The sequence below is a fragment of the Allobosea sp. CCNWLY174 genome (assembly GCF_037120455.1).
Taxonomy (GTDB): Bacteria; Pseudomonadota; Alphaproteobacteria; order Rhizobiales; family Beijerinckiaceae; genus Allobosea; species Allobosea lupini.
The window spans coordinates 115,995-141,560 of the sequence record NZ_JBBBBQ010000002.1 but is presented as its reverse complement, the minus strand read 5'-3'; the positions used below and the strand labels follow the sequence as shown (position 1 = coordinate 141,560).

The window sequence follows — 25,566 nt, the reverse complement described above, 5'->3', positions numbered from 1 at the left end:
CGTGCATTAGCTTTGAGTAATCGTTTCGAATTGCGAGCCGCCATTCGCCCGCGCTCGGGCGCCAGCCTCGATACCAAGCTCGTTCTGGGTTGCATGGTCCTGCTCGCGCTCTCGCTTGCACTGGCGCTCGGCCTGATCACCATTCTCGGCAGCGATTATGTCCGTGCCAGCCGCAATCTCGAGGCGCTGACGCTCTACAGGAAAGTGCTGACAGCAGCGAACCGGCTCTCGGCCGAACGCGGCCCGATGAACAGCGTGCTCGGCGAGGAGCCGGCGGCGGACGGCCCTGCCGCGCGCAAGCTCGCCAAATTCCGCACAGTGAGCGATCAGGCCCTGGCCGAGATCACACCCGATGACGGTAATGAGATCACCCGGCGTCTCGTCGATCGCGACAAGCTGGACAACGTCCGCGCCAGCCTCGTCGCGGCAAGACGCGCAGCGGATCGGCTGAGCGCACGGCCACTGGCCGAGCGCGACACCACCGAGATCCGCAGCGTGATCGCGGGCATGTTCGGGGTCGTTGAGACGATGCGGCCAGTGGTGCTCGCCGCCATGGCCGAGCTGATGGAACACGACATCTCGCTGACGGGGCATGCCCTGACCGGGCTGATGCTTGGCGATCTGCGCGAGTATGCAGGGCGGCTCGGATCCCTTCTCGCCCCGTCGATCGCTGCGCGCCAGCCGCTCTCCGCGACGGCTTACGACGAACTCATCCTGACTCATGGGCGCGTCCTGCAGATCTGGCAATCGCTCGAACACCAGCTTGCCCTGCACGTCGACGCGCCCGAGTTGGTCGCCGCCGTCGGCGAGGCGAGAATCCGTTACTTCCGCGACGGGCTCGATCTCATCGCGCGGCTGAGCGCCGAGGGAAAGACGGGCCACTATTCTGTCACCACCGAACAGATGACCTTGCAGTACGTTCCGACGATGGCGCCGCTGGAACGCCTGCGTGACGGCTTCCTCGACGATATGCTGGCGCATGCACGGGCCACCCGGGCGAACAGCGTCCATTGGCTTCAGCTCGTCGTGGCCTTCACCGTTCTGATCGTCCTCACCAATCTGCTACTGCTCGTGCTGGCGCGCCGGCGCATCTTCCGCCCGCTGCTGCAGGCCCGCAACCACATCGTGGCACTGGCCGAGGAACGCAATCTCGACCAGCCGACGCGCGTCAGCAGGCATGGCGGCGAGATTCATGAGCTGTTCGCGGCCCTTGAATCGCTGCGCCTCAAGCTGCGCGAGCGCCTGCGCCTCACCGAGCGCCTGAAGGTGCAGGCCGAAACCGATGCGCTGACCGGCCTGCTCAACCGCCGCACGTTCGATCGCCTTGGCCAGGACGACTCCGGCTTCGCCGACCTGCCCGTCGAAACCGGCCTGATCCTGATGGATATCGATCGCTTCAAGCTGATCAACGACACCTATGGCCACATCGCCGGCGATCAGGTCCTGCGGGCCACGGCGGGGCTGGTGGTGGACATGGTTCGCAAGAACGACCTCGTCATGCGCTATGGCGGCGAGGAGTTCGCCATCGTGCTGCCGAGCACCTCCCTGCGCACGCTGGCGCGGATCGCGGAAACGCTGCGCGCGGCGATCGCCGAGCAGGCGATCGCGCTCGACGACGGCACCGAAGTGCGCGTCACTGCGAGCTTCGGCGTCGCCACGGGCCGACGCGATGGCCCTGGCTGGAAGATATTGATCGAAGCAGCCGATCAGGCGCTTTACATGGCCAAGGCCGAAGGCCGGAACCGGGTCGGCGTCGCCGGCGAGCACAGGCTCGCCGGTCAGATCGTGGCCGATCGGGTCAGGGCAGCCTGAGGCCGCCCGAGCCTCAGCCCGCCTTTCGCTTGTTCTGCCGGTTGGCGATCAGGTCGTCGACGACGGCCGGATCGGCCAGGGTCGAGGTGTCGCCGAGCGCGCCGAACTCGTCCTCGGCGATCTTGCGCAGGATGCGGCGCATGATCTTGCCGGAGCGGGTCTTGGGCAGGCCGGGCGCGAACTGGATCAGGTCCGGAGAGGCGATCGGGCCGATCTCGTTGCGGACATAGGAAACCAGCTCCTTCTTCAGGTCGGCAGAGGGCTTCTCGCCGGCCATCAGCGTGACATAGGCGTAGATGCCCTGCCCCTTGATGTCGTGGGGGTAGCCGACCACGGCCGCTTCCGAGACCTTGGGATGCGCCACCAGCGCCGATTCGACCTCGGCCGTGCCCATCCGGTGGCCGGAGACGTTGATCACGTCGTCGACGCGGCCGGTGATCCAGTAATAGCCGTCGGCGTCGCGCCGGCAGCCGTCGCCGGTGAAGTACTTGTTCGGATAAGTCGCGAAATAGGTCTCCTCGAAGCGCTTGTGGTCGCCATAGACCGTGCGCATCTGGCCGGGCCAGCTCTCGGCGATGACGAGGTTGCCCTCGGCCGCGCCCTCCAGCACCTTGCCCTCGGCGTCGACCAGCTCGGGCTTGACCCCGAAGAAGGGCCGCGTCGCCGATCCCGGCTTGAGCTTGGTCGCACCCGGCAGCGGCGAGATCAGGATGCCGCCGGTCTCGGTCTGCCACCAGGTGTCGACGATCGGGCAGCGGCGCTCGCCGACGACGCGGTGATACCACTCCCATGCCTCGGGATTGATCGGCTCGCCGACCGAGCCGAGCAGCCGCAGCGACTTGCGCTTGGTCTTCTTCACCGGCTCCTCGCCGGCGCCCATCAGCGAGCGGATCGCGGTCGGGGCGGTGTAGAAGATGTTGACCTTGTGCTTGTCGATCACCTCCCAGAAGCGGGAGATCGTCGGATAGGTCGGGATGCCTTCGAACATCAGCGTGGTCGCGCCGTTGGCGAGCGGCCCGTAGAGGATGTAGCTGTGCCCGGTGACCCAGCCGACATCGGCGGTGCACCAGTATATGTCGCCGTCATGGTAGTCGAAGACGTATTGATGCGTCATCGCGGCGTAGACGAGATAGCCGGCGCTGGTGTGCAGCACGCCCTTGGGTTTGCCCGTCGAGCCCGAGGTGTAGAGCAGGAACAGCGGGTCCTCCGCCTTGACCTCGACCGGCGGGCAATGGCCGGACACCTTGGCGATCTCGTCATGATACCAGACGTCGCGGCCGTCCTTCATGGTGACGTTGCCACCGGTGCGCTTGACCACGATCACCGTCGCGATGCCACCCTTCACCTTGTCGTCGGCGGCATCGACATTCTTCTTCAGCGGCACGGCACGGCCACCGCGCAGGCCTTCATCGGCGGTGATCACGATCTTCGAATCGGAGTCCTCGATGCGGCTCGCCAGCGAATCCGGCGAGAAGCCGCCGAACACCACCGAATGCATCGCCCCGATCCGGGCGCAGGCCAGCATCGCATAGGCCGCTTCCGGGATCATCGGCAGGTAGATCGTGACCCGGTCGCCCTTCTTGACGCCCTTGGCTTTCAGTACGTTCGCGAACTTGCAGACCTCGGTATAGAGCTGGCCGTAGCTGATCTTCTTCGACTCCGAGGGGTCGTCGCCTTCCCAGATGATCGCCGTCTGCTTGGCGCGCGTCGCAAGATGCCGGTCGATGCAGTTGAAGGCGACATTGGTGGTGCCGTCCTCGAACCATTTGATCGAGACCTTGCCCGGCTTGTAGCTGGCGTTGCGGACCTTGGTGTAAGGCTTGAACCAATCGATCCGCTTGCCCTGCTCCGCCCAGAATTTGTCCGGGTCCTTGATCGAGGCCGTATACATCTTCTTGTACTTGGCGTCGTTCAGATAGGCCTTCTTCGCCCAGGAAGCCGGCACGTCGTAGATCATCTCGGTCATAACAGGCGTCTCCCCGGACTTCGGCCGTCATCGGGGCCGGCATGCAGATCGCGACGGCGATGCCACCGCGATCCGACCGGCCTTTTTCAAGTTGGTCGCATCATAGGGCGCGACATCACGCCGACAAGCGCCGCGGGCTCGCACTTTCGTTGCTGCGACTTTCGGCGGAAATCGTGGTCGTCAGAGCCCGCCCATCTTGCAGACGAGAGCCCATTCCTCGTCCGTCACCGGCTGCACCGAGAGGCGGAAGGAGGTGACGAGCGCCATCTTGGCGAGCTTCGGTTCCGCCTTGACGGCGGCGAGCGAAACCGGCTTCGGCAAAGGCTTCAGCGCCTTGAAATCGACCAGCACCCAGGGCGGGCCGGCCTCGGTCCAGGGATAGTGCTCCTTGATGACTTCGGCGATGCCGACGACCTCGAGACCCTCGTTCGAGTGATAGAAGAAGACCTGCTCGCCGGTCTTCATCGCCATCAGGTTGAGCTTGGCGGTGTGGTTCTTCACCCCGTCCCAATGCGTGCCCTTGGCGCCTGCCTTGACCAGGTCGTCCCAGGAGTAGACAGACGGTTCCGATTTGATCAGCCAGTGCGCCATCAGCCTTCGTCCTCTTCCTTCAGGGGCACCGGCGGCCGCGATGCCGCCTCGCCATTCTCGTTCCAGAACCTGACCATCTCGCGCGTCAGCCCGGCATAGTCCTGCGGGCTGAGCTCGACGCGAACCTCGGCTTCGCCGAAGGGCAGGATCAGCACGAAGCGATGCGTGTCCTCGGCGCGCCGGCGGCGCAGCTCGATCACCCGCTGGGCAATGCGCCCGGCGAGCGGCACCGGCTGGCTCTCGGCCACCAGTTCGGCCCCCGTGGTCTTGCGCACCTCGGCGATGCCGCGCGCGACGCGCTTCGTCAGATCGGACCAGTCATTCGCCATGCATATCCTCTCCGCTCAGTTCTCCGCCCGCACCGGCCGCGCCAGCAGCTCGGCGACGGCCTCGCGCACCCCGACTGCCCCAGCGATGATGCTTGATACGGCCTCGGCGATCGGCATGTCGATCGCCTCCGCACGCGCCATCTCGACCAGCACAGAGGCTGTGAAGGCGCCTTCGGCGAGCCTGCCGCCGGACGCGTCAGTCGGGGTCTTGCCCTGCCCCAGCGCCTGGCCATAGGCGAAGTTGCGCGATTGCGCCGTGGCGCAGGAGAGCACGACGTCGCCCAGCCCCGACAGCCCCATCAGCGTCTCGGCCTGCGCGCCATGCGCCTCGCCGAAGCGGCGGAGTTCCGCAAATCCGCGCGCCACCAGGGCAGCCCGCGCGCTCTCGCCGAGCCCGAGGCCGATGGCGATGCCGGCGGCGATGGCGAGCACGTTCTTGGCGGCACCGCCGATCTCGACGCCGCGCGGATCATTGCTGTGATAGAGGCGCAGCGCCGAGGAATTCAGCGCCTCCGCCAGTGCCTTGGCCAGAGCGGCGTCGGCGGAGGCTAGCGACAGCGCCGTCGGCAATCCGCGCGCAATGTCGGCGGCGAAACTCGGCCCCGACAGCACCGCCGGACAAGCTTGCGGCAGCGCTTCGGCGATGACCTGCGTGGTGAAGCGTCCGCTGCCCTGCTCGATGCCCTTGGCGGCCGAGATCACCGGCAGCCCTTTCGGCAGCGCCGGCGCCAGCAGCGTCGCGGCCGAACGCAAGGCCTGGGTCGGCACCGCCAGGATCAGCGCCTCGACCCCGGCCACCAGCGCGATGTCGGAAGTCGGCTCGATCGCCTCGGGTAGCTTTGCCCCCGGCAACCGCGGCGCCTCGCGCTTCTCGCGCAGGCTCGCCACTGTCTCCGCGTCGCGGGCCCAGAGGACGACGCGCCGCCCGGCCCGCGCCGCCGCGAGCGCCAGCGCCGTGCCGAAGGCACCGGCGCCGGCGACGCCTATCGTCCGGTAGAGGCTTTTTGCGCTCACGCCTGCGCCCTGAGTTCTTGGAGCGGCCAACGCGGGCGTGCCACCGCGCCCATGTCGTCGACGAGGCCGAGCCGCAGGCGCTCCAGCCCGGCCCAAGCGATCATCGCGCCATTGTCGCCGCAGAGTGCGACCGGCGGCGCGACCATCGGCAGCCCGGCCTCGGTCGCAAGCCGCACCAGGCCATTGCGGATCTGCTGGTTGGCGGCAACGCCACCGGCAACGACCAGCGAAGACGGCTTGATCCCGGCCTCGCGGCAGGCGCGCAGGCCCGCCCGCGTGCGATCGACCAGCACGTCGACCACCGCAGCCTGGAAGGAGGCGCAGAGATCGGCGACATCACGATCGGACAGCGGCGCGATCCGCTCGGCGACCAGCCGTACCGCCGTCTTCAGGCCGGACAGCGAGAAATCCGGATTGGGCCGGCCGCTCATCGGCCGCGGGAACTCGAAGCGCTCGGGATCGCCGCTGCGTGCCTCGCGCTCGACCGAAGGTCCCCCCGGATAGGGCAGGCCGAGCATCTTGGCAATCTTGTCGAAGGCTTCGCCGACCGCATCGTCGATGGTCGTACCGAGCCGGAGATAATCGCCGACACCGCGCACCGCGAGCAATTGCGTATGCCCGCCGGAGACCAGCAGCAGCAGATAGGGGAAGGCGAGATCGTCGGTCAGCCGCGCCGTCAGCGCATGACCTTCGAGATGGTTGATCGCGATGAAGGGCTTGCCCGTCACCAGTGCGATCGCCTTGGCGGTGGTGAGGCCGACCATGACGCCGCCGACCAGCCCCGGCCCCGCTGCCGCCGCGACGCCGTCGATCTCGGCCGGCTTCATGCCGGCGCTCTCGAAAGCACGCGCCACGATCCGGTCGATCGCCTCGACATGGGCACGCGCCGCGATCTCCGGCACGACGCCGCCATAGGCGGCATGGGCCGCGATCTGGCTGAGAACCTCGTTCGACAGGATCTTGGCCTCGCCGGAGCGTTCGACGCAGACGATCGCGGCGGCCGTCTCGTCGCAGGTCGTCTCTATGCCCAGAACTCGCATGCTCGTCATGATGTTGGGCGGGCATCGGCACTGGTCGCCGGGCTGCCGCCGAGGTGCGCGGTTTCGCGCGGGGATTTCCTCCGTATAGTGCTGCATGAAGGAGAAGGCCAATGCCCAGCGTCGGCCCATCCGCACAGAACCGGAGAGCTCGCACCAGATGACGGACATACCGATCGCCGGTTATGCCATCCTTGTCGGCGAATGCCTTGGTTCCGTCACGGAGGCCGCGCAGGGAGCGAGGATCGGGCGCGGATCTCGCATCCGTATCCAGCCCGGCAGCTTCGATCCGGCCTGAGCCCGCCCGAGGAGACGATATGCGCGTTTTGGTGTTCAGACCGCTTGAGGATGCCGAGCGCAGCGCTCAGAGCTTGCGCGAGCGTGGCAAGGACCCGGTGGTCGCGCCGCTGTTTCAGGTCCTGCCAACAGGCGAGAAGCCGCCCAAGGGACCATTCGACGCGCTGGTGCTGACCAGCGCCAATGCCGTGCCGGCGCTGGAGGGCCTGCCGAAGAGCTGGCGCGGCGTCCTGCCTGCGTTCTGTGTCGGCGCTCGCACTGCGGACGCTGCCGGCAAACTCGGCTTCACCGCCCACAGCGCCAGGGGCGGGCGCGCCGAGCTGCTGGCGCTGATTCTGGAACAGTTGCCGAAGGGCCAGAAGCTGCTCCTCGTCGCCGGCCGCGACCGGCACGAAGACCTGCCGCAGCAACTGGGCGACGCCGGCCAAGAGGTGACGATCTGGACCGCCTATGAAGCCAAGGCCGTCGACGCCCTGCCCGCTCCGGCCGCCGATGCGTTGCGCGATGGCTCGGCCGATGCCGCCCTGCATTATTCGGCGCGCAGCGCCGAGATCTTTTTCGACCTCGCCGGCAAGGCCGGGCTAACCGAGCAGGCGCAGGCCCTGCCGCAGCTCGCGCTCTCGGTCGCGATCGCCGCACCGCTGATCTCGGCAGGGTCCGACACCGTGCTCGTCGCCGAGCATCCTGAGGAAGCCGCGCTCTTCGCCGCACTCGATCAGCTTCCCGCTCGCACTTTGCTGACCGGCGATGCTAAGGAGCCGGCAGCGGCGGACGACAAGGCGGACAAGGACGAGATGGCGGCGGGACCGAGCAGCGACCAGGGCCAGACCGGCAAGCGCCGCAATCGCTCCGGCCGGACGCCGCCGACCATCGAGCTGGCCGCCACTCCGGCCACGGAAACGGCCCCCGCAGAGGCTGCCGCCTCGACGACGACCGCAGCCGAAGCCGAACGCATCGAGACCGCCGCCGAAGCGGTCCTGCCGACCGAGGCGCTCCCCGAAGAATTCACGCCGCCGCCGGTGCCGGAGCAGCAGCGCCGCTACAGCCTGCCGACCGTCGCGCTCGCCGGCCTCGCCGGCGGGGTGATCGGCGCCGGCCTGGTCCTGCTGGCTCTGCGCCTCGCCGGTCCCGATGAGGGCGCGCGGCTGGCTGAGCTCGCCAAGCGCGTCGAGAACCTGCAGGCGCAGAGCGCCGCGATCGGCGCCATCGACCGCAAGGCGACGGCGGCGGCCGAAAGCGCCGCCAAGGCGGGCAGCGAAGCGCAGGCCAATGCCGCCCGGCTCGCCGAGTTGGCCAAGGCCGCCCCGGCCGGCGGAGGCGCCCCCGCCGGGCTGACAGAGAAGGTCGACCGCGCCGACAGCACGGCCGCCGCCGCGCGCGATGCGGCAGCGACGCTGGGCCAGCGCCTTGCCGGCGTCGAGGCCGCGGCCAAGAGCGCCGCCCAGCCGAGCAGGCAGGCGCTCGCCGCCGCCCGCGTCGTCCTGGCCGAGCGGATCCGCGACGCGATCGGCTCCGGCCGACCCTTCCAGGCCGACCTGACCGCGCTCGGCGATATCCCTGCCGAGCAGAAGGCGGCGCTCGCCGCCGTCGCCGGCACCGGAGCGCCGACACGCGACAAGCTGCTGGCGCAGTTCAAGAGCCATCAGACCCTGTTCGTGCGCGAGACCACCCCGGCCGCGAACAGCTGGGAAGACAAGTTGCTCGGACTGGCGAGCCGTATCGTCACCATTCGCCCCGTCGGCGACTCCGGCTCCAGCGATCCTGCGACCCTGCCGATCAGGCTGGAGGGCGCCCTCGTCCAGAACGACATCGCCAAGGCCGCTGAGCTCTGGACGCAACTGCCCGAGCCGGCGCGGCGTGGCAGCGAAGCCTTCGGCGCGGCGCTGAAGCAGCGCGCGAGCGCGGAAACGACGATCAACCGCATCGCGCAGGATGCGGTCGCGGCGCTGGGCACGGCAGGCTGAGAGGATAGATCCCGATGGTTCGCGTACTGGTCTATCTCCTCGTCATCGCCGCCCTCGCCGCCGGCGCCGTCTGGCTCGCCGATCGGCCCGGTGAGGTCTCGATCCTCTGGCAGGGCTACCGCATCGAAACCAGCGTCGCGATCGCGGCGATCGGCGTCGTCGTGCTCGCCTTCCTCGCTCTGGTCGCCTGGGCGATCGTGCGCTTCGTTTTCGGCCTGCCCTCCGCCTTCGGCTACGCCTCGCGGGCCAGGCGCCGGGCCCGCGGCTTCGAGGCGATCTCGCGCGGCATGGTCGCGATCGGCGCGGGCGATCCCGTGGCTGCCGGGCGCTATGCCGTCGACGCCCGCAAATTCGTCGCCAACGAGCCCCTGACCCTTCTGCTCGAGGCGCAATCGGCCCAGCTCTCCGGCGATCGCGGCCAGGCCGAGGCCGCCTTCAAGGCGATGCTCGACAAGCCGGATACGCGCGTGCTCGGCCTGCGCGGCCTGTTCGTCGAGGCCCGCCGGCGCGGCGACATGGCCGCCGCCCGCGCCTTTGCCGACGACGCGGTGCGCCGCTCGCCCTCGCTTGCCTGGGCCAATGACGCCCTGCTCGATTTCCACACCGCCGCCGGCGACTGGCAGGCGGCTCGCACCGCGGTCGAGCGTCGCGCCGCGCTGCGCCTTGCCGACAAAGGCGAGGCCAAGCGCCAGCGCGCCGTCTTGCTCGCTGCCGAAGCGCTGGAGGCCAAGGACCGCGAGCCGGAAAAGGCGCTCGCCGCCGCGCTCGAAGCCGTCAAGCTCGCGCCCGGCCTGACCCCAGCCGCAGCGCTCGCCGGCCGGATGCTCTCCGAGCGCGGCGACATCAAGAAGGCGGCACGTCTGCTGGAGGCGGCCTGGAAACAGGTCTCTCATCCCGATATCGCCGGCGCCTATCTCGATGTTCGCCCCGGCGACAGCGCCCGCGATCGACTCGCCCGAGCAGAGATGCTGACCAGGCTCAGGCCCGCCGATCCCGAGGGCGTGCTGGCGCTCGCCGGAGCCGCCATCCATGCGCAGGACTTCGCCCGCGCTCGCGCCGCGCTGAAGCCGTTGCTTGCAGGCGGCGCCTCGGTCCGTGCCTGCCTGCTGATGGCCGAACTGGAAGAGGCCGAGCACGGCGCCACCGGCCGCGTCCGCGAATGGTTGGCCCGCGCCACCCGCGCCCCGCGCGACGCCGCCTGGGTCGCAGACGGGCTCGTCTCCGACAAGTGGCTGCCGATCTCGCCGATCTCGGGCCGGCTCGACGCGTTCGTCTGGACGGTCCCGCCAGCGACGCTGGGCAGCCAGGGCGCCCATTTCGAAGACGATGTCCTCGCCGATCTCGACGACCCCTCTGCGCCGCTGCTCGAAGGCAAGGCCGAGGTCGCGGAAGCGGTGACGGTTCCGGCCGCTGCCGGTCTCGCTCCGCCGCCTGCGCCCGAACCAGCGAAGCCGGAGCCCAAGGTCGAGCCCAGGCCTGAACCGGTCGCTGCGGCCGCCCCTCCTCCAGCCGAGCCGGTCGTCGAGATCGCTCCCCCGGCGACGAAGCCTGCGACACCGCAGGCCAAGCCTGCCCCTGTCGTCTTTCCGGTGGCGCATGCACCCGACGATCCAGGCCCTGAGCAGCAGGCGCCGGGCGAGACCAAGGGCCGGTTCCGGATTTTCAGTTGACGCTAAAGCGGGCGTCATTCTCGGCCGAAGCGCAGCGAAGAGCCGGGATTCTCGCGACGCGAAGGCGCTAACCAGCGCCTCCCCCCGCCTGAGCTGCTCGGGTCAAGCCCGAGCATGACGCGTGATCTTTGCGCCCCGGGCGCCTATAGACGGCGCATGACCGTCTCCGAGATCACCACTTCACCCGTCATCGACCTCGTCATCGCGCCCGAGCAGGCCGGCCTGCGCCTCGACAAGGCGCTCGCCCTGCTCGGCGGAGAGGTTTCCCGCGCCCGCCTGCAGCAGGTGATCAAGGAAGGCGGCGTCAGCATCGACGGTGTGGTGGTCGCCGATGCCAGCCGCAAGGTCGCCGTCGGCCAGCGCCTCTCCCTCATCATGCCCGAGGCCAAGCCGGCCGCGCCGGTCGGCCAGGACATCCCGCTCACCGTCGTCTTCGAGGACGAGCACCTGATCGTCATCGACAAGCCGGCCGGGCTCGTCGTCCACCCCGCCGGCGGCCATGAGGACGGAACGCTGGTCAACGCGCTGATCGCCCATTGCGGCGAGAGCCTGTCCGGCATCGGCGGCGTACGCCGGCCCGGCATCGTCCACCGGCTCGACAAGGACACCAGCGGCCTGCTCGTCGTCGCCAAGAACGACAAGGCGCATCGCGGCCTCGCCAAGCAGTTCGCCGACCATGGCCGGACGGGCCCTCTAGAACGGGCCTATCTCGCTCTGGTCTGGGGTTCGCCGCGCCGGCAGACCGGCACGATCGACGCTCCGATCGAGCGCTCGAATCGCAATCGCGAAAAGATGATGGTGGTCGGCGAAGGCCGGGGCCGCGAAGCGATCACCCATATCGAGCTGATCGAACGCTATCCGCCCTTGCTGCGCGGTCATGAGGAGGTCGAGGCGCTGGCAAGCCTGGTCGAATGCCAGCTCGAGACCGGTCGCACCCACCAGATCCGTGTCCATATGAGCCATATCGGCCACCCGCTGCTCGGCGACCAGCTCTACGGCTCCGGCTTCATGACCAAGGCGAGCCGCCTGCCCGAGAATGCCCAGGCGGCGCTCGCCGATCTCGGCCGCCAGGCGCTGCATGCGCGCCTGCTCGGCTTCGAGCATCCGGTCACCGGCGAAGAATTGCGCTTCGAGTCGGAACCACCGGCCGAGTTTGCACGTTTGCAAGCAGAACTCTCGATCCTGTGACCGATTTTTGCTGCGTTGCCCACTTTCCGCCACCCTCGCATCGTCTATACTGCGTTGCGAAAGCGGATGGCTAAAGGGGCGCCGCTAGGGTGTTTTCAGCGGGCGACAGGGCGAAGGTCGTCGTCAACGCATAGCACCGGACGATCCTGCCCGATGGAACATCGGGTGGTTGGCTCGCCGCTCGGCGGGAGCCGGAAAGGAGTACGAGCATGGCGACTGCGTCGTTGCCCGTCATGTCCGCGGAGGGCGGACTTTCACGTTATCTGGATGAGATCCGTCGGTTCCCGATGCTGGAGCCGAACGAGGAATTCATGCTGGCCAAGAGCTGGCGCGAGCATGGCGACCGCGACGCGGCCCATAAGCTCGTGACCTCGCATCTGCGCCTCGTCGCCAAGATCGCCATGGGCTATCGCGGCTACGGGCTGCCGATGGGCGAAGTCGTGTCGGAGGGCAATGTCGGCCTGATGCAGGCGGTCAAGCGCTTCGAGCCCGACAAGGGCTTCAGGCTCGCGACCTATGCGATGTGGTGGATCAAGGCCTCGATCCAGGAGTACATCCTGCGCTCCTGGTCGCTGGTGAAGATGGGCACCACCGCCAACCAGAAGAAGCTGTTCTTCAACCTGCGCAAGGCCAAGAGCAAGATCTCGGCACTGGGCGAGGGCGATCTCAAGCCCGATCAGGTCAAGACCATCGCGACCAAGCTCGGTGTCAACGAGCAGGACGTGATCGACATGAATCGCCGGCTCGGCGGTGACGCGTCGCTGAACACGCCGCTGCGCGAGGATGGCGAAGGGGAGTGGCAGGACTGGCTCGTCGACGACAGCGAGAGCCAGGAGCGCCGCCTCGCCGATTCGGAAGAGAGCGACAACCGCCATCTGGCGCTGCGCGAGGCGCTGGGCGTTCTGAACGACCGCGAGCGCCGCATCTTCGAGGCGCGTCGCCTCGCCGAGGACCCGATCACGTTGGAGGAGCTCTCCGAGGAGTTCGGCGTCTCGCGCGAGCGCGTCCGCCAGATCGAGGTCCGCGCCTTCGAGAAGGTGCAGGACGCGGTCAAGAAGGCGCTGGTGAAGATCGAGGCGCCGCGGGCCGCCCTGCCCGCAGCCTAGCGCCCGTTCCGATCAGCTTGCACCGCGAGCTGATCGGCAAAACGCTGTCCAGACAAGAACGAGAGCCGGTTTCGATCAGGTCGCTCCGATCTGATTGAAGCCGGCTCTTTTGTCAGTAGAGAGGTTGCAAGGGCTGCAGAGGCAGCCTGAGCGGCCCGAGGAAGACCCTGCCTTCGCGCAGGACCAGCGGCGGCAGCGGCGAAAGCCCTGCCGCCGTATTGCTTTGCCCGCCATCGCCGGTGCGACCGCCGAGCAGGGCCCCCAGCCCCGCCGTCAGCCCGCCGACCTTGATGCCGGCGATGCGGTCGATGCCGGCCACTGCCGCCACGACCTTGCCGGCTGGCCGGTGGGCCTCGTCGAGCGTCAGCTGGCCGCTCGCCTCCAGCCTGGTCGGCCCTTTGGTCAGGACGAGCTTGGTCACGTCCACGAGGCCGCCGGCGGTGCGCCAGGCTTCGAGCGCATCAGGGTTGAAGCCGCGCCGGAAGGACAGCGCGCGCGACAGGCTGGCCTGCAGATCGAGATCGGCAAGCTGGCCATTCCCGACAAGCGCCTCCAGCGCCGGCAGCACGCCGCCCTTGGCGTTGACCGCGAGATCGACGGTGCCGTCACTGGCGAAGCGCTGCGGATTGGGCCGCAGATGCACTTCGGTGGCGCTCGCCCGCCAGGTCTCGGCAGCGCCCTGCCCCGGCTCGGTGACGGTCAGCACCGGCTCGCCCAGCACCAGCGAAAAGCGTTCGAAGGCGAGCCCGCTGAGATGCAGGCTCGCGGCCAGTTCCTTCCAGTCGAGCGCGGCCTTGCGGCCTTGCGGTAGGCTGGCCAGCATCGGCCCGGTCATCTGCAGGATGATGTGACCGGGCGTCCAGACCTGCGCGACCGCGACGGCCGGCCCGGCATCGACCTTGACCTCGTCGCCCCAACGCGAGGAGGTCAGCGTCAGGCTGGCGCAGCGCACCTCGATCCGGAAGGGATAGCCGCCGACGCTGCGCTCCCGGCAAGTCCAGTTGCGGCCGGCCCCTGCCTCGCGGGCGATGCCGGCATCGAGTTCCTGATCGACCCTGCTCCGCGCAAAGCCCCAGATGGCGGACCAGCCGGCAGCGAGCAGCGCCAGCAGCACGAAGGGCGCGTAGAGCCAGAAGCGGCCATGCCGGCGCACGGGCGTGGGATCTGACATGCGCGGGCGCTCCATTGCGAAAATCTCGGCAGGTTGATAGCGACCGGGGCCGCGGCACGCCAGCGCCGCCGCAGATTATCCGCCAACCGGTCGCGAAGCCTCTCTGGCTAGGCAAACGGGCTAAATTGTGAGGAAACGGATGACGGCGCCGCTTCCGCCGGAAGATCTCTGGGTGTTCGGCTACGGTTCGCTGATCTGGCGCCCTGGCTTCGCCTTCGTCGAGCGTTCCGGCGCTCGCCTGCACGGCTATCACCGCGCGCTTTGCATCTATTCGCATGTTCATCGCGGCACGCCCGAGGTGCCGGGGCTGGTGCTCGGCCTCGATCGCGGCGGCATCTGCCGCGGCGTCGCCTTCCGCGTCGCCGCCGAGCAGGCAGAGGAGACGATCGACTACTTACGCGCCCGCGAGCAGGCGACTTCGGTCTATCTCGAACGGCGGCTTGCGCTGCGGCTCGACGATGGACGGCGGCTCAATGCACTCACCTACATCGCCGACCGCAACCACGAGCAATATGCCGGCCGCCTGCCCGAGGAAGCGGTGCTCGCCCTCGTGCGCCAGGGCAAGGGCGTCTCTGGCGAGAATCCGGACTATGTCCGGCGCACCCATGAACACCTGCACGACATGGGGATCCACGACCCGCTGCTGGCTCATCTGGTCGCCGAGCTCGACAGGGCGAGCGGGCCAGCGATCGGCTGAGCTCCCTCTCAATCCTCATCCTGAGGAGGCCCGCAGGGCCGTCTCGAAGGATGAGGGTTGAGAAACACGCGACACGAGACTCACGCCTCCGGCATCAGGTCGCAGAGCGCGGCGCGACGGCCGGCGCTGTCTTCCGCCAGGAGATGGACATGGATCTCGCTGGCGCCGGCCATGGCGACGGCATCGCGCCAGCGCGTCAGAGCCGCATCGATTCCGAACGGGCCACTGTCGCGCGCGGCGACGATCTTGCGGTCCGTCGACACCGCCAGCAGCACCGCGTCGGTGAAGCCGAGCGCATGCCCATCCTGGATGCCGAAGATCGAGGCGACATAACGCCGTCCCGAGCGACCGCGCCAGGCGGTGAAGCGGCGTTCTGCGAGCTGCGAAGCGGCGCGCAGCGGCATCTCGCGGACCTGCCCCGACAAGGCCGAAGCATCCTCGAACAGCGGAGCCGTACGCTCCGCCCTGGCAGGCTGCAGCGCCTCCAGCAGGTTAAGCTGGCGCGGCATGGTGTCCAGTGACCGGTTGCGGTCGAGTGGGAAACGGGCTCGGGCCAAAGCAGCCATGTCGTTCCTCCTTTGTTCTAGAACAAAATCGGAACAGAACGACCTAATGTCAAGGCCGATCAGGCGCCGGGCTGCGGCTCCTGCCGTATGCTGACAGGAGCGGGCACTCCGAGCCGCTCGAGTTCGGCCAGCCCGTCCGCCAGGAGGCGGTTGCTCGCTGTCTCTATCTGCTCCTGCAACAAAGCGTGGAACGCCGCCTTGTCCATGCCTGGCTGGATCGCCGGCATGATCTCGACCTTGATCGTGCCCGGCCGCTTGATCAGGCTGCGCCGCGGCCAGAACAGCCCGGCATTGAGCGCGACCGGCACGCAAGGCACGCCCAGCTCGGTGTAAAGATGGGTGACGCCGTATTTATAGGCCGGCTCGGCCCCGGCCGGCCGGCGCGTGCCTTCCGGAAAGATCATCAATTGGCGCCCGTTCTGGCCGAGTTCGACCTTGGCGCGCCGGGTTACCGCCTGCAGAGCCCGGCTGCGGGCGCCGCGATCGACCGGGATCATCCTGAGTTTCAGCAGGCACCAGCCAAAGAAGGGCAGCCAGGTCAATTCGCGCTTGAGGATGTAGACGGGATTGCGGAACACCGTGATCAGCGCGAAGGTCTCCCAGGTCGACTGGTGCTTTGCCGCCATGATGATGCCGCCGGGCGGAATGTTCTCGACGCCCTTGATCTCGTAGCGCGTGCCGACGATCACCCGCATCCACCACAGCGACGTATGCGCCCAGCACAGCGCGATCTTCAGCAGGAAGCGCGCCGGCAGCACCATCGTCACCATGGCTGCGAGCAGCCAGAATGAAAGGTTCAGATAGAAGGCGACATTGAAGAGCAGGGAGCGGATCAGCAGCATGGTCCGCAAGAACCCCGGCGGTCGATGGACGTCAAGAGCCCGCCGGAAAGATCAGGCGCCGCGCGGCGGTGCCGGCGCCCGCGAGCGCTTGTCGTAATCGGGGCCGATCAGTTCGCCCGGCTTGGGCGAGATCGGCTTGCGGCCGCCGATGATCACGGAAAGCCGCGAGGTCTCGGGGTCGGTCTCGAGCTTGCTGCGCAGTGCGGCGACCAGGTATTTGAGGTATTCCGGCACCAGCAGACGGATCGCGTGCCAGTCGCGCCACCAACCGGCGACGTCGACCTGGTCGGTCACCACCGGATGCGGCACGAAGCGCACGCCCGGCATGGCATGGCGCAGTTCGAGCAGCGTTCGCGGCATGTGGTAGTTCGAGGTCACCACCAGCAGCGAGCGGAAATCGTGGCGGCGAACCCAGCGGCGCGTCTCGATGGCGTTGCCGATGGTGTTTCGGGCGCGATAATCGAGGTCGACACAGCAGTTGAGCGCCTCGCGCGCGCTCGGGTTGAGCTTGGCGAGTTCGTCGCGGCCCGTCCGCTCGTTGACGCCGCTGATCAGCAGGCGCCGTCCGCGGTCGGCATTGAGCAGGCTGACGGCGTCGTCGATGCGCTGCGCGCCGCCGGTGACGACGACGATCGCATCCGTGCGCGGCGGCGCGCCGGCTTCGGTCAGCGACAGGCCGGTGGTGTACCGGACATAGCCGGCAACCACGCCGAAAGAGCAGAGAAGGACGCTCCAGAACAGGAAACGGCGAAACCAGCGGCGCCGCGGGGAAGCAGGCGTCGTCATCGGTCGCAGGGCAGCCGGGCTGTCCTCAACGCAGGGAAAATGACCTTGCCGGGTTCCAAGCAGCACCATGAGATCGGGATACTAACGGCCCAATCGGGCACAATGACGGCATTCCCACAACCCCGCCGCGCAGCGAGTCAGCCCATTGCTCTGAGATAATGGCGCACCGTCAGCCGCGAGACGAGTCCCGCAATCGTCGCGACCACAGCCGCGACCAGGATGACGACCGCATAGCCGGACCAGCCGATCTCGAAGGCGCCGAACAGCGCCTGCAACTGGTCGGCCTCGGGCGTCGCGCTCCAGGCCGAAGACAGGAAGCCGAGCAGCGCGATCGCGATGATCGCCGCCAGTCCCCCTGCCGCGCCGCCGCGCAGGCCGAGTGCGACGAAGCGCGTCTGGAATTCGCGGGCGATGAACTCGTCGGTCGCCCCCACGAAATGCAGCACCTCGACCGAGTCGCGGCTGCCGGCCATGGCACCGCGCGTCGCGAAGGCGACGGCGAGCCCGGCCGCCACCAGCACCAGCAGTACCACCGCGACGCCCGCAAGGATGATCGTGCTGGCCATGGTCGAGAGCCGGCGCACCCAGAGCCGGTGGTCGTCGAGCGTCGCGCTCGGCACCTCGCGCCGCAATGTCTGGCCGAAGGCGACGAGTTCACTGGCGGAGGTCGAGGACAGCCGCAGCACGATCAATCGGGGGATCGGCAGCTCGACGAGGTCGAGCCCGGCGCCGAGCCAGGGCTCGAGCAGCTTGTCCGACTCCGCCTTCGGCATCGGCTTGGCCTCGGCGACGCTCGGCACGGCGCGCGCCAGCTCGACCGCGCGGGCGATGTCCCGCTCGATGTTGCGGCGCGGATCGGGCCTGACCTGGATCGTCATCTCGTTGGCGACCGCGCCGCGCCATTGCTCGGAGGCACGGGCGGCGAGCAGCGCCGCGCCGGCGCTCAGCGCCGCCAGGAAGGTCAGGATGGCGATGACGACGACGAGTGCGCGCCCGGCAACCGAATCCACCGGCACCAGTGGCTGGTCGCGGCGCAGGCTCGCCGGCAGACGCTGACTGCCGCGCGGCCGCTCTTCCTCGGCCTCGTCGATGTCGAGGGGCTCAGGCATCGACATGCAGATGCCCATCCGCCAGCACGAGGCGCGGTGCGTCGTAGAGTTCCATCAGCGCGATGTCGTGGGTCGCGATCACCACCGCCGTTCCCAGCGACTGCAATTCCATGAACAGCCTGAGCAGACGCCGGCCAAGGCCGGGATCGACATTGCCGGTCGGCTCGTCGGCGAGCAGCAATTGCGGCCGGCTGATCAGGGCGCGCGCGATCGCGGCGCGCTGCTTCTCGCCGCCGGACAGGACCGCCGGCACGGCATGCATGCGCTCGCCGAGCCCCACCCAGCGCAGCAGTTCGACGACCTCGGCACGATAGCTCGCCTCGTCCTTGCCGAGGACGCGCAGCGGCAGCGCGACGTTCTCGTAGACGGTCAGGTGATCGAGCAGACGGAAATCCTGGAAAACGACGCCCATGCGCCGGCGAAAGTCGGTCAGCGTGGCGGCTTCGAGGCGCGAGACGTCCTGGCCGAAGAGATTGACCAGGCCGCGCGTCGGTTTGAGCGCCATCAGGACCAGGCGGATTAACGTGGTCTTGCCCGCGCCCGACGGCCCGGTCAGATACTGGAAGGAGCGCGGCGCGATGCTGAAGTTGATGTCCTTCAGCACCTCCGGCCCCATCCCGTACCGCAAGCCGACATTCTCGAACCGAACCAACGCACTTCCTCTCGCTGATCTTGTCCGAATCGTGCCGGACGAGCGCCGACAGGACCTTACACCGAGACGTCTGCCCGGCGGAAAGCGCCGGCAGGTTTTCCTCAGCCTCGCGCGGCGCAGGCTTTACGCGACGTTAACCATAAATCGACCCTATGGGAGGCGGAGCCGCCGACCGCACCCGCTTGCGCTTGCGCGCAGCGAGCAGAGGATCAGGCTCCGGACCGACATCTCTGAGATGCAGCGCGGAGCGAGCATTTTTAAGGCCATGCAGATCGTCTGCCCCAACTGCGCCAGCCGGTACGAGATCGCCGAGGCCAAGATCGGGACCGGCGGCCGCAAGGTGCGCTGCGCCAGCTGCCAGACGACCTGGCAGATCGAGGCACCGCGCGCCTCCGACGCGCAACCGGCGGATGACGTCCTGCAATCCGACCTGGATGCCGCGATCCCGGAGCTTCCCAGCCCTCCCAGCGCCGAGCAGACCGCCGCCGAGTTGGAGGAGGAGCTGCGCCGCGCCGCCGAGATCGACGCCGACATCTCGGCGATCGCGTCGGAGCAGACCGAGCCTCCGCAGCCGGACGCAGCACCATCACGGCCTCCGGGGCGGAAGCGCAGCTGGATCGGGCCCCGCAATCCGGCGGCACGCCTGTCCTCGGCAGCGGCCGGCCTCTTCGTCGCCGCCGGTCTCGCCGCGCTCGGCCTCGGCCTCTGGCAGCGCGAGCGCATCGTCCGGACGGTACCGCAATTCGCCGGGCTCTACGCGAGCATCGGCTTGCCGGTCAATGTGCGCGGGCTCGCCTTCAGCGCCGTCGAGAGCGAACTGGTTCAGGATCAGCAGGGTCGCTTCCTCGTCGTCTCCGGCGATGTCACCAACATCGCCAAGGGCACGACCAAGGTGCCGCCGATCACGGTGATGGTGCGAAGCGAGGATGGCAAGGTGCTCTACAGCTGGACGACAGAGCCGCCGCGCCCGTCGCTGGAGCCGGCGGAGCTGATGCATTTCCGTGCCCGCCTCGCCTCGCCGCCCAATGACGGACGCTCCGTGCAGCTTCGTTTCGGCGCCGGCAGCCCCGGCGGCGTAGCCAGCCTCAACTGATCTCTTCCGGCTGGTTTCCACACCGCCACCGCCCAGCCGCTTCAATTGTCGGCGCATGGACGCTATGACTGGGGCCTGTTGAGATGAGCCCGCGATTACGGGGCTGCGCGGGCATCGGCTCGCGCCGAAAGGAACTGTCGTCGATGTCCCAGCCCAAGCGTATCCGCGTTCTCTATGACGAGGCGGCGATCGCCGCACGCAATGCCGAGATGGCCAGCGATATCGCCGCCAATGCCGGCGAGGACCTGCTCGTCGTCGCGGTGCTGAAGGGCAGCTTCATGTTCGTCGCCGACCTGATCCGCGCCATGCATCGCGCCGGCATGACCCCGCAGGTGGAGTTCGTGCATTTGTCGAGCTATCGCGCCGCCACCGTCTCTTCCGGCCAGGTCGAGATTCTGCGGGATGTGCAGAGCGATGTCCGCGGCCGGCATGTCCTGCTCGTCGACGATATCCTCGAATCCGGCCGTACGCTCGCCTTCGCCAAGGACCTGCTCGCGGCGCGCGGCGCCGCCCGCGTCTCGACAGCCGTGTTGCTGGAAAAGCCGGCCAAGCGCGCCGTCAATATCCAGGCTGACTATGTCGGCTTCGAATGCCCCGACTATTTCGTCGTCGGCTACGGCATGGACGTCGCCCATTCCTATCGCCAGTTGCCCTATGTCGGCGTGATCGAGACCGCCGACCAGGCCGGTCTGCCGGGGATCTGAAGCGATGTCGCGCATTCTCGTGGTCGATGACGAGGAAAGCCTGCGCTCGCTGGTTGCGCGCGGCCTCGCCATGGATGGGCACGATTGCCTGACCGCCGGCGACGGCGCCGAGGCGCTCGACATCCTGATGGCCGAACAGGGCCATTTCGACCTGCTGCTCACCGATATCCGCATGCCGCTGATGGACGGCATCGCGCTGGCGCTCGCCGCCAAGCAGCACTTCCCCGACCTCACCATCATGCTGATGACCGGCTATGCCGAGCAGCGCGAGCGGGCAAAAAGCCTGGAGACGATCGTCTCGGAGGTGATGACCAAGCCTTTCACCATCGCCGAACTGCGCGAGACGGTGCTGCGCGTGATCGAGCGCTCGATCGGGTGAAGCCGTTCGTCTCTTGACGCTCGGTAGCTGATATCTATCTTTGGTAGATATCGCCAGTTGGAGCCTGTGACATGGGGAACGCTTCCTCGGCAAGAGCCAAGCTCTTCATGCATGGCCGCAGCCAGGCGGTGCGGCTGCCGAAGGAGTTCCGCTTCGAGGGCAGCGAAGTGCGGGTCAGCAGGGTCGGCGACAAGGTCATCCTCGAACCGATCGCCGGCGCGCCCTTCGATGCAGATGCATGGCGCGCCCGGCTCGATGAACTCGGCGCCCGCGATTTCCTGGTCGACGGGCTGCCGGATGATCCTCCGCCGGCCGACGAAGACGAGATCGCATTCGGCTGAGGCGATCCGATGTTCTGCCTCGACACCGATGTGATCGTATACGCGATCAATGGCCGCGTTCCGGCCATCGAGCAGCGGCTTCGCCAAGAATTGGCGACAGGAACGACACTCCTCGTCCCCGCCATCGTCCTGTTCGAGCTCCGCTACGGCATCGCCAAGAGCATGCGGCGCGAGGCATCCACGCGGGTCCTCGATGCTTTCCTGGCGGAGGGCTTCGATGTGCTTTCGTTCGAGGCCGAGGATGCCGCCGAGGCCGGCGACATTCGCGCCGCGCTGGAAACCTCCGGCATGCCTATCGGTGCCTACGATATTCTGATCGCAGCCCAGGCTCGGCGGCGCGGCGCCGTTCTCGTGACGGGCAATCGCCGCGAATTCGAGCGCATCCCCGGCTTGATGGTCACAGATTGGGCGGGATGACCGCTCAGCGGTTCAGCCACCAGATCGAGGCGTTGAGCAGGCTCGCGAACGAGACCCAGGCGAGATAGGGCAAAAAGAGCGCCACGGACAGCCTGTCGCCCAGCGCTGCGAAGCGCCGCATCGTCCAGATCATCGCCGCCAGCAGCATCGCGATCACGACGAGCCCGCCCGCCGGGCTGTTCAGGCCGAAGAAGGCGCAGGACCAGAGGATGTTGAGCACAAGTTGGACATGATGGGCGAGCAGCGTCTGCGCCCTGCCCGGCGTATCGACTGGCCGGCGCAGTGTACGGAACGCAGCCAGCGCCATCAGTGCGAACAGCGTCGTCCACACCGGAGCAAACAGCCAGTTCGGTGGATTGAACGGTGGCTTGGCGAGGCCGGCATACCAGCCCGGAATCTGCGGCACCGTCACGGCGCTGCCGATCAGCGACGCCGCGACCACCGGCAGGATCGCGAGGAGCGCGGCAAGCCACACATTCAGCTGACGATCGGTGCTGCCTGACGATATGCTCATGCGGCGACAATGGGGTGCGCCTGCGCGCCGCACAAGACGAGCCTCTTGCACCGCAACAATTCAGGTGAGATGAATTTTCTCACATAGTGGAAATCGGATCGCCCCATGACCAAGCGCCCGCTGCACCCCCGTTCGCTCGCCGCGCAGGCGCTGGGCAAGATCGATCCGCTGACCAAGGCCGTGGTGCCGCCGATCCATGTCTCCACCACCTATATCCGCGACGAGGACAACGCCTATTCCTCCGGCTTCATCTATGGCCGGCCGGACAACGAGACGGTCCATGAGGCGCAGGCCGTCCTTGCCATGCTGGAAGAGGCCAAGGCCGGCGCCCTGCTGTTCGGCTCGGGGATGGCCGCGGCGACCGCCGTGTTCCAGGCGCTCTCTCCCGGTGATCATGTCGTCGCCTCCAAGGTGATGTACTGGGCGCTGCGCGCCTGGCTGCTGACCGAGGCGACCCGCTGGGGCCTGAAGATCGACTTCGTCGAGACCGATGACCTCGCCAGGCTCAAGGAAGCGGTGAAGCCCGGCGTCACCAAGCTGATCTGGGCCGAGACCCCGTCCAACCCGCTCTGGACCATCACCGACATCGCCGCGGTCGCGAAGATCGCCCATGCAGCCGGGGCCAGGCTCGCGGTCGATTCGACCTGCGCCTCGCCGGTTCATACCCGGCCGCTGACGCTCGGCGCCGACATCGTCATGCACGCCGCAACCAAGGTGCTGAACGGCCACTCCGACGTCGTCGCCGGCGCGCTCTGCGCCAATGCCGATGACGAGTTCTGGAACCGGATCAAGACCATCCGCAAGGGCCAGGGCGGCATTCTCGGCCCGTTCGAGGCCTACCTCCTGATGCGCGGCATGCGCACGCTTCATGTCCGGCAGGAGCGCCAGTCGGCTTCGGCCATGGCGCTGGCGCAGAAGCTGTCCGCCCATCCGCTGGTCTCGCGCGTGCTCTATCCCGGCCTGCCGCAGCATCCCGGCCACGACATCGCCGCCAGGCAGATGGAAGGCGGCTTCGGCTTCATGCTCTCCGTCCAGGTCAGCGGCGGCGAGGCGGCGGCGGTCAAGTCGGCCGCCCATGTCGAGCTCTACAAGCGCGCGACCTCGCTCGGCGGTGTCGAGAGCCTGATCGAGCATCGCGCCTCGATCGAGGGCGCCGGCTCGCCCTGCCCGCCCGACCTGCTGCGCCTTTCGACCGGCATCGAGGATGTCGAGGATCTCTATGCCGATCTCGACCAGGCGCTGAAGGCCGGGCACGGCTGAAACCTCAGAACCAGATGCCCTTCGCTGTGATCAGCAATTGCCGGCGGTCGGCGAGCCCGTTCAGGCCGCCATTGATCAGCTGGGTGACCCGGGCCGCATCGTCGCGATCCGCGGCGGCGTTGATCTTGCGGTCGCGCCAATAGGCGAAGGCGATCTGGACCGAGATGCGCGGATCGAGCGCCAGCTCCGGCCGCCCTTCGAGATCGACGTTCAGCATCCGGCCGATGCGCTTGTAGTTGGCCCGCCCCGTGAGCTGAAAGATGCCGCGCCCGTGATAGCGCGCGCCGTCGCCGGGCTCGGTGTTGCCGAGATCCTCGCGGCCTTCGTATTTGGCGAACTGCTTCTTCCCGCCCTTCTCCTCGAGCGTGCGGAAACGGTCGGTCTCATGGGCGGCCTGCGCCAGGAAATGGCAGACGCGCAGCGGCGTTGTCAGATCGGCCTCGGCGGCGAGCCGGGTGAAATGCAGGGCGATGTTGCCCATGATCTCGGCCTTGCCGATCGGCGCAAGGCGCGACAGGCGCTCGAGACTGACGGCGAGATCCGGCTGCCGCGGAGCCTGCGGCTCCTCGACCGGTATATCTTCGGCTGGCGATCCCTGCATCGACATGGCGGCACTCCTGTTGCGCGTTTGCGCGAGTATGCATCGGTTTCGCGGTGCGGGGATAAGTTCGCCGGCAGATCCGTCATGGCGCTGAAACAGCGCGCGTCTAGCGAGGGCCTCCGCCCCAGGGAAAGCTCGCCATGACCACCGACACCGCCCTCAATCGCCGCGCATTGCTCGCCGGCCTCGGCACTGCCGCGCTCGCCGCTGCGGCAGCGCCTGCCCTCGCCCACTCGCTTCCGCCTGTGCCGACGAGCAACCTTGCCACCGACACCGGCTATTGGGATGCCGTCCGGCGCCTCTACAGCGTCACGCCCGACATGGTGAACCTCGAGAACGGCTATTGGGGCATCATGGCCGAGCCGGTGAAGGCCGAGTTCAAGCGCCTGACCGACTTCGTGAACTTCGAGAACACCGTCTATGCCCGCAGCAGGATCGGCCAGGATCTCGACAACATCCGCACGCCGCTGGCCGATTTCCTCGGCGTCGCCCGCGAGGAGATCGCGCTCACCCGCGGCGCCACCGAAGCGCTGCAGACGCTGATCGCCGGCTACAACAAGCTGAAACCCGGAGACGGCGTTCTCTACGCCGATCTCGACTATGATTCGATGCAGTACGCGATGAACTGGCTGAAAGGCCGGCGCGGCGTCGAGGTCGCGAAATTCGATATCCCCGAGCCTGCGACCAAAGCCAATGTGCTCGCCGCCTATGAGGCCGCGCTCAAGGCCAATCCGAAGACGAAGCTGCTTCTGCTCACCCATATCAGCCATCGCACCGGGCTGATGATGCCGGTCAGAGAGCTCGTCGCCATGGCCAAGGCGCGCGGCATCGACGTCATCCTCGACGCGGCCCACAGCTGGGGCCAGGTCGACTTCAAGGCGCGGGATCTCGGCGTCGACTTCATCGGCTTCAACCTGCACAAATGGATCGGTGCTCCGCTCGGCGTCGGCCTGATCTACATCGCGCGCGAACGGCTGGCCGATATCGACACCCATTACGGCGACGAGGATTTCAAGCCGGACGATGTCCGCTCGCGTATCCACACCGGCACGCCGAACTTCGCCGCCCAGCTGACGGTCCCCGCCGCGCTCGCCCTCCACCAGGAAATCGGGCCGCAGGCCAAGGAGGCGCGCTATCGGCATCTGCGCAACTACTGGGTCGCGAAGGCGCGAGAGCTCAAGGGCGTCGAGATCCAGACGCCGGACGACCCCGAGATGGTCGCCGGCATCACCTCGTTCGCCCTGACCGGCAAGCGCTCGGCCGCCGACTGCAACGCCGTCGTCGCGGCGCTGCGCGACCAGCACAAGGTGATGACGGTGCGTCGCGGCGGCGTCGCCAAGGGCAACACCATCCGCATCTCGCCGGCCCCCTATCTGACGGAAGCCGACCTCGACCGCTTCATCGCGGCGCTCGCGGTCGTCTCGGGCAATAGGGCGGGTTGAGATTTGGCCGTCATTCTC

Annotated in this window: 27 protein-coding genes; 14 read left to right on the top strand and 13 right to left on the bottom strand. The window is 67.9% G+C overall.

Annotated elements, in window-relative coordinates:
* The first annotated feature begins 12 nt into the window (after window positions 1-12).
* A complete protein-coding gene (locus V7S63_RS07445) occupies window positions 13-1,812 on the top strand; it encodes a GGDEF domain-containing protein (RefSeq protein ID WP_336529748.1) in 1,800 nt (599 codons plus the stop codon).
* A 13-nt stretch (window positions 1,813-1,825) separates the two neighbouring features.
* On the opposite strand, the gene acs is transcribed toward V7S63_RS07445, so the two are convergent.
* The 5 genes from acs to tsaD form a co-directional block, all read right to left on the bottom strand.
* Window positions 1,826-3,778 (bottom strand): acetate--CoA ligase, encoded by a 1,953-nt coding sequence (gene acs, locus V7S63_RS07440; RefSeq protein WP_336529747.1) that lies wholly within the window; start codon window positions 3,776-3,778, stop codon window positions 1,826-1,828.
* Window positions 3,779-3,958: 180 nt separating this feature from the next.
* Window positions 3,959-4,369, bottom strand: a complete 411-nt coding sequence (locus tag V7S63_RS07435) for an EVE domain-containing protein (RefSeq protein ID WP_091836327.1) — start codon at window positions 4,367-4,369, stop codon at window positions 3,959-3,961.
* Complete coding sequence (locus tag V7S63_RS07430) at window positions 4,369-4,698, bottom strand: hypothetical protein (protein WP_091836329.1); 330 nt, start codon at window positions 4,696-4,698, stop codon at window positions 4,369-4,371. The genes V7S63_RS07435 and V7S63_RS07430 overlap by 1 nt, the downstream gene beginning before the upstream one ends.
* A gap of 15 nt (window positions 4,699-4,713) precedes the next feature.
* Window positions 4,714-5,712, bottom strand: a complete 999-nt coding sequence (locus tag V7S63_RS07425) for an NAD(P)H-dependent glycerol-3-phosphate dehydrogenase (RefSeq protein WP_336529746.1) — start codon at window positions 5,710-5,712, stop codon at window positions 4,714-4,716.
* Window positions 5,709-6,752, bottom strand: coding sequence for a tRNA (adenosine(37)-N6)-threonylcarbamoyltransferase complex transferase subunit TsaD (tsaD, locus tag V7S63_RS07420; RefSeq protein WP_336530230.1), 1,044 nt, complete (start codon window positions 6,750-6,752; stop codon window positions 5,709-5,711). Before tsaD ends, V7S63_RS07425 begins: the two co-directional genes overlap by 4 nt.
* A 94-nt stretch (window positions 6,753-6,846) precedes the next feature.
* On the opposite strand from tsaD, the gene V7S63_RS07415 reads away from it, so the two are divergent.
* The 5 genes from V7S63_RS07415 to rpoH all read left to right on the top strand — a co-directional run bounded on the left by V7S63_RS07415 (window position 6,847) and on the right by rpoH (window position 12,974).
* Window positions 6,847-7,047, top strand: a complete 201-nt coding sequence (locus V7S63_RS07415; protein WP_100959761.1) for a hypothetical protein — start codon at window positions 6,847-6,849, stop codon at window positions 7,045-7,047.
* Between the two features lie 31 nt (window positions 7,048-7,078).
* Window positions 7,079-9,010, top strand: a complete 1,932-nt coding sequence (locus V7S63_RS07410) for a uroporphyrinogen-III synthase (RefSeq protein ID WP_336529745.1) — start codon at window positions 7,079-7,081, stop codon at window positions 9,008-9,010.
* Window positions 9,011-9,024: 14 nt separating this feature from the next.
* A complete protein-coding gene (locus V7S63_RS07405; protein ID WP_336529744.1) occupies window positions 9,025-10,680 on the top strand; it encodes a heme biosynthesis protein HemY in 1,656 nt (551 codons plus the stop codon).
* A 114-nt stretch (window positions 10,681-10,794) separates the two neighbouring features.
* Window positions 10,795-11,868, top strand: a complete 1,074-nt coding sequence (locus V7S63_RS07400; protein ID WP_425285447.1) for an RluA family pseudouridine synthase — start codon at window positions 10,795-10,797, stop codon at window positions 11,866-11,868.
* Window positions 11,869-12,077: 209 nt separating this feature from the next.
* Complete coding sequence (gene rpoH, locus V7S63_RS07395; RefSeq protein ID WP_091836342.1) at window positions 12,078-12,974, top strand: RNA polymerase sigma factor RpoH; 897 nt, start codon at window positions 12,078-12,080, stop codon at window positions 12,972-12,974.
* Between the two features lie 112 nt (window positions 12,975-13,086).
* Here the strand turns inward: rpoH and V7S63_RS07390 are convergent, their stop codons facing one another.
* The gene (locus V7S63_RS07390; protein WP_336529743.1) at window positions 13,087-14,145 is read right to left on the bottom strand and encodes a DUF2125 domain-containing protein; all 1,059 of its coding nucleotides are present in this window, start codon (window positions 14,143-14,145) and stop codon (window positions 13,087-13,089) included.
* 139 nt (window positions 14,146-14,284) lie between these two features.
* Between V7S63_RS07390 and V7S63_RS07385 the strand changes: the two genes are divergently transcribed.
* Window positions 14,285-14,842 (top strand): gamma-glutamylcyclotransferase, encoded by a 558-nt coding sequence (locus V7S63_RS07385; protein WP_336529742.1) that lies wholly within the window; start codon window positions 14,285-14,287, stop codon window positions 14,840-14,842.
* Between the two features lie 80 nt (window positions 14,843-14,922).
* Here the strand turns inward: V7S63_RS07385 and V7S63_RS07380 are convergent, their stop codons facing one another.
* The 5 genes from V7S63_RS07380 to V7S63_RS07360 form a co-directional block, all read right to left on the bottom strand.
* A complete protein-coding gene (locus tag V7S63_RS07380) occupies window positions 14,923-15,408 on the bottom strand; it encodes a hypothetical protein (RefSeq protein WP_336529741.1) in 486 nt (161 codons plus the stop codon).
* Window positions 15,409-15,467: 59 nt separating this feature from the next.
* Complete coding sequence (locus V7S63_RS07375; protein WP_336529740.1) at window positions 15,468-16,250, bottom strand: lysophospholipid acyltransferase family protein; 783 nt, start codon at window positions 16,248-16,250, stop codon at window positions 15,468-15,470.
* Between the two features lie 51 nt (window positions 16,251-16,301).
* Entirely contained in the window at window positions 16,302-17,036 is a 735-nt protein-coding gene (locus tag V7S63_RS07370; protein ID WP_336529739.1) for a YdcF family protein, read from the bottom strand.
* 137 nt (window positions 17,037-17,173) lie between these two features.
* Window positions 17,174-18,151 (bottom strand): cell division protein FtsX, encoded by a 978-nt coding sequence (locus V7S63_RS07365; protein WP_336529738.1) that lies wholly within the window; start codon window positions 18,149-18,151, stop codon window positions 17,174-17,176.
* Window positions 18,138-18,761: a cell division ATP-binding protein FtsE gene (locus V7S63_RS07360; RefSeq protein ID WP_244543891.1), complete on the bottom strand. Its 624-nt coding sequence runs from the start codon at window positions 18,759-18,761 to the stop codon at window positions 18,138-18,140. The genes V7S63_RS07365 and V7S63_RS07360 overlap by 14 nt, the downstream gene beginning before the upstream one ends.
* A gap of 301 nt (window positions 18,762-19,062) precedes the next feature.
* On the opposite strand from V7S63_RS07360, the gene V7S63_RS07355 reads away from it, so the two are divergent.
* The 5 genes from V7S63_RS07355 (at window position 19,063) to V7S63_RS07335 (ending at window position 21,731) form a co-directional block, all read left to right on the top strand.
* Window positions 19,063-19,890 carry a zinc-ribbon domain-containing protein gene (locus V7S63_RS07355; RefSeq protein ID WP_336529737.1) on the top strand — a complete coding sequence of 276 codons (828 nt, stop codon included), beginning with the start codon at window positions 19,063-19,065 and terminating at the stop codon, window positions 19,888-19,890.
* 143 nt (window positions 19,891-20,033) lie between these two features.
* Window positions 20,034-20,594 carry a hypoxanthine phosphoribosyltransferase gene (gene hpt / locus V7S63_RS07350; RefSeq protein ID WP_199777537.1) on the top strand — a complete coding sequence of 187 codons (561 nt, stop codon included), beginning with the start codon at window positions 20,034-20,036 and terminating at the stop codon, window positions 20,592-20,594.
* 4 nt (window positions 20,595-20,598) lie between these two features.
* Window positions 20,599-20,973, top strand: coding sequence for a response regulator (locus V7S63_RS07345; RefSeq protein WP_091836358.1), 375 nt, complete (start codon window positions 20,599-20,601; stop codon window positions 20,971-20,973).
* Between the two features lie 71 nt (window positions 20,974-21,044).
* Window positions 21,045-21,314: an antitoxin gene (locus tag V7S63_RS07340; protein ID WP_336529736.1), complete on the top strand. Its 270-nt coding sequence runs from the start codon at window positions 21,045-21,047 to the stop codon at window positions 21,312-21,314.
* A 9-nt stretch (window positions 21,315-21,323) separates the two neighbouring features.
* Window positions 21,324-21,731 (top strand): type II toxin-antitoxin system VapC family toxin, encoded by a 408-nt coding sequence (locus V7S63_RS07335; RefSeq protein ID WP_336529735.1) that lies wholly within the window; start codon window positions 21,324-21,326, stop codon window positions 21,729-21,731.
* Between the two features lie 4 nt (window positions 21,732-21,735).
* Here the strand turns inward: V7S63_RS07335 and V7S63_RS07330 are convergent, their stop codons facing one another.
* A complete protein-coding gene (locus tag V7S63_RS07330; protein ID WP_336529734.1) occupies window positions 21,736-22,206 on the bottom strand; it encodes a TspO/MBR family protein in 471 nt (156 codons plus the stop codon).
* A gap of 144 nt (window positions 22,207-22,350) precedes the next feature.
* Here V7S63_RS07330 and V7S63_RS07325 point away from each other — a divergent pair, with 144 nt between their 5' ends.
* Window positions 22,351-23,505, top strand: a complete 1,155-nt coding sequence (locus V7S63_RS07325; RefSeq protein ID WP_091836367.1) for a trans-sulfuration enzyme family protein — start codon at window positions 22,351-22,353, stop codon at window positions 23,503-23,505.
* Between the two features lie 4 nt (window positions 23,506-23,509).
* On the opposite strand, the gene V7S63_RS07320 is transcribed toward V7S63_RS07325, so the two are convergent.
* The gene (locus V7S63_RS07320) at window positions 23,510-24,112 is read right to left on the bottom strand and encodes a glycoside hydrolase family 19 protein (protein ID WP_091836369.1); all 603 of its coding nucleotides are present in this window, start codon (window positions 24,110-24,112) and stop codon (window positions 23,510-23,512) included.
* Window positions 24,113-24,246: 134 nt separating this feature from the next.
* On the opposite strand from V7S63_RS07320, the gene V7S63_RS07315 reads away from it, so the two are divergent.
* On the top strand, window positions 24,247-25,548 hold the full coding sequence (locus V7S63_RS07315) for an aminotransferase class V-fold PLP-dependent enzyme (RefSeq protein WP_336529733.1): 1,302 nt from the start codon (window positions 24,247-24,249) through the stop codon (window positions 25,546-25,548).
* The last annotated feature ends 18 nt before the right edge of the window (window positions 25,549-25,566 follow it).

Coding starts and splice junctions, on each gene's coding strand:
- acs (WP_336529747.1), bottom strand. CDS start 3,778: ATGACCGAGATGATCTACGACGTGCCGGCTTCCTGGGCGAAGAAGGCC.
- V7S63_RS07435 (WP_091836327.1), bottom strand. CDS start 4,369: ATGGCGCACTGGCTGATCAAATCGGAACCGTCTGTCTACTCCTGGGAC.
- V7S63_RS07430 (WP_091836329.1), bottom strand. CDS start 4,698: ATGGCGAATGACTGGTCCGATCTGACGAAGCGCGTCGCGCGCGGCATC.
- tsaD (WP_336530230.1), bottom strand. CDS start 6,752: ATGCGAGTTCTGGGCATAGAGACGACCTGCGACGAGACGGCCGCCGCG.
- V7S63_RS07415 (WP_100959761.1), top strand. CDS start 6,847: ATGAAGGAGAAGGCCAATGCCCAGCGTCGGCCCATCCGCACAGAACCG.
- V7S63_RS07405 (WP_336529744.1), top strand. CDS start 9,025: ATGGTTCGCGTACTGGTCTATCTCCTCGTCATCGCCGCCCTCGCCGCC.
- V7S63_RS07400 (WP_425285447.1), top strand. CDS start 10,795: ATGACGCGTGATCTTTGCGCCCCGGGCGCCTATAGACGGCGCATGACC.
- rpoH (WP_091836342.1), top strand. CDS start 12,078: ATGGCGACTGCGTCGTTGCCCGTCATGTCCGCGGAGGGCGGACTTTCA.
- V7S63_RS07390 (WP_336529743.1), bottom strand. CDS start 14,145: ATGTCAGATCCCACGCCCGTGCGCCGGCATGGCCGCTTCTGGCTCTAC.
- V7S63_RS07385 (WP_336529742.1), top strand. CDS start 14,285: ATGACGGCGCCGCTTCCGCCGGAAGATCTCTGGGTGTTCGGCTACGGT.
- V7S63_RS07380 (WP_336529741.1), bottom strand. CDS start 15,408: ATGGCTGCTTTGGCCCGAGCCCGTTTCCCACTCGACCGCAACCGGTCA.
- V7S63_RS07375 (WP_336529740.1), bottom strand. CDS start 16,250: ATGCTGCTGATCCGCTCCCTGCTCTTCAATGTCGCCTTCTATCTGAAC.
- V7S63_RS07370 (WP_336529739.1), bottom strand. CDS start 17,036: ATGACGACGCCTGCTTCCCCGCGGCGCCGCTGGTTTCGCCGTTTCCTG.
- V7S63_RS07365 (WP_336529738.1), bottom strand. CDS start 18,151: ATGTCGATGCCTGAGCCCCTCGACATCGACGAGGCCGAGGAAGAGCGG.
- V7S63_RS07360 (WP_244543891.1), bottom strand. CDS start 18,761: ATGGGGCCGGAGGTGCTGAAGGACATCAACTTCAGCATCGCGCCGCGC.
- V7S63_RS07355 (WP_336529737.1), top strand. CDS start 19,063: ATGCAGATCGTCTGCCCCAACTGCGCCAGCCGGTACGAGATCGCCGAG.
- hpt (WP_199777537.1), top strand. CDS start 20,034: ATGTCCCAGCCCAAGCGTATCCGCGTTCTCTATGACGAGGCGGCGATC.
- V7S63_RS07345 (WP_091836358.1), top strand. CDS start 20,599: ATGTCGCGCATTCTCGTGGTCGATGACGAGGAAAGCCTGCGCTCGCTG.
- V7S63_RS07340 (WP_336529736.1), top strand. CDS start 21,045: ATGGGGAACGCTTCCTCGGCAAGAGCCAAGCTCTTCATGCATGGCCGC.
- V7S63_RS07335 (WP_336529735.1), top strand. CDS start 21,324: ATGTTCTGCCTCGACACCGATGTGATCGTATACGCGATCAATGGCCGC.
- V7S63_RS07325 (WP_091836367.1), top strand. CDS start 22,351: ATGACCAAGCGCCCGCTGCACCCCCGTTCGCTCGCCGCGCAGGCGCTG.
- V7S63_RS07320 (WP_091836369.1), bottom strand. CDS start 24,112: ATGTCGATGCAGGGATCGCCAGCCGAAGATATACCGGTCGAGGAGCCG.
- V7S63_RS07315 (WP_336529733.1), top strand. CDS start 24,247: ATGACCACCGACACCGCCCTCAATCGCCGCGCATTGCTCGCCGGCCTC.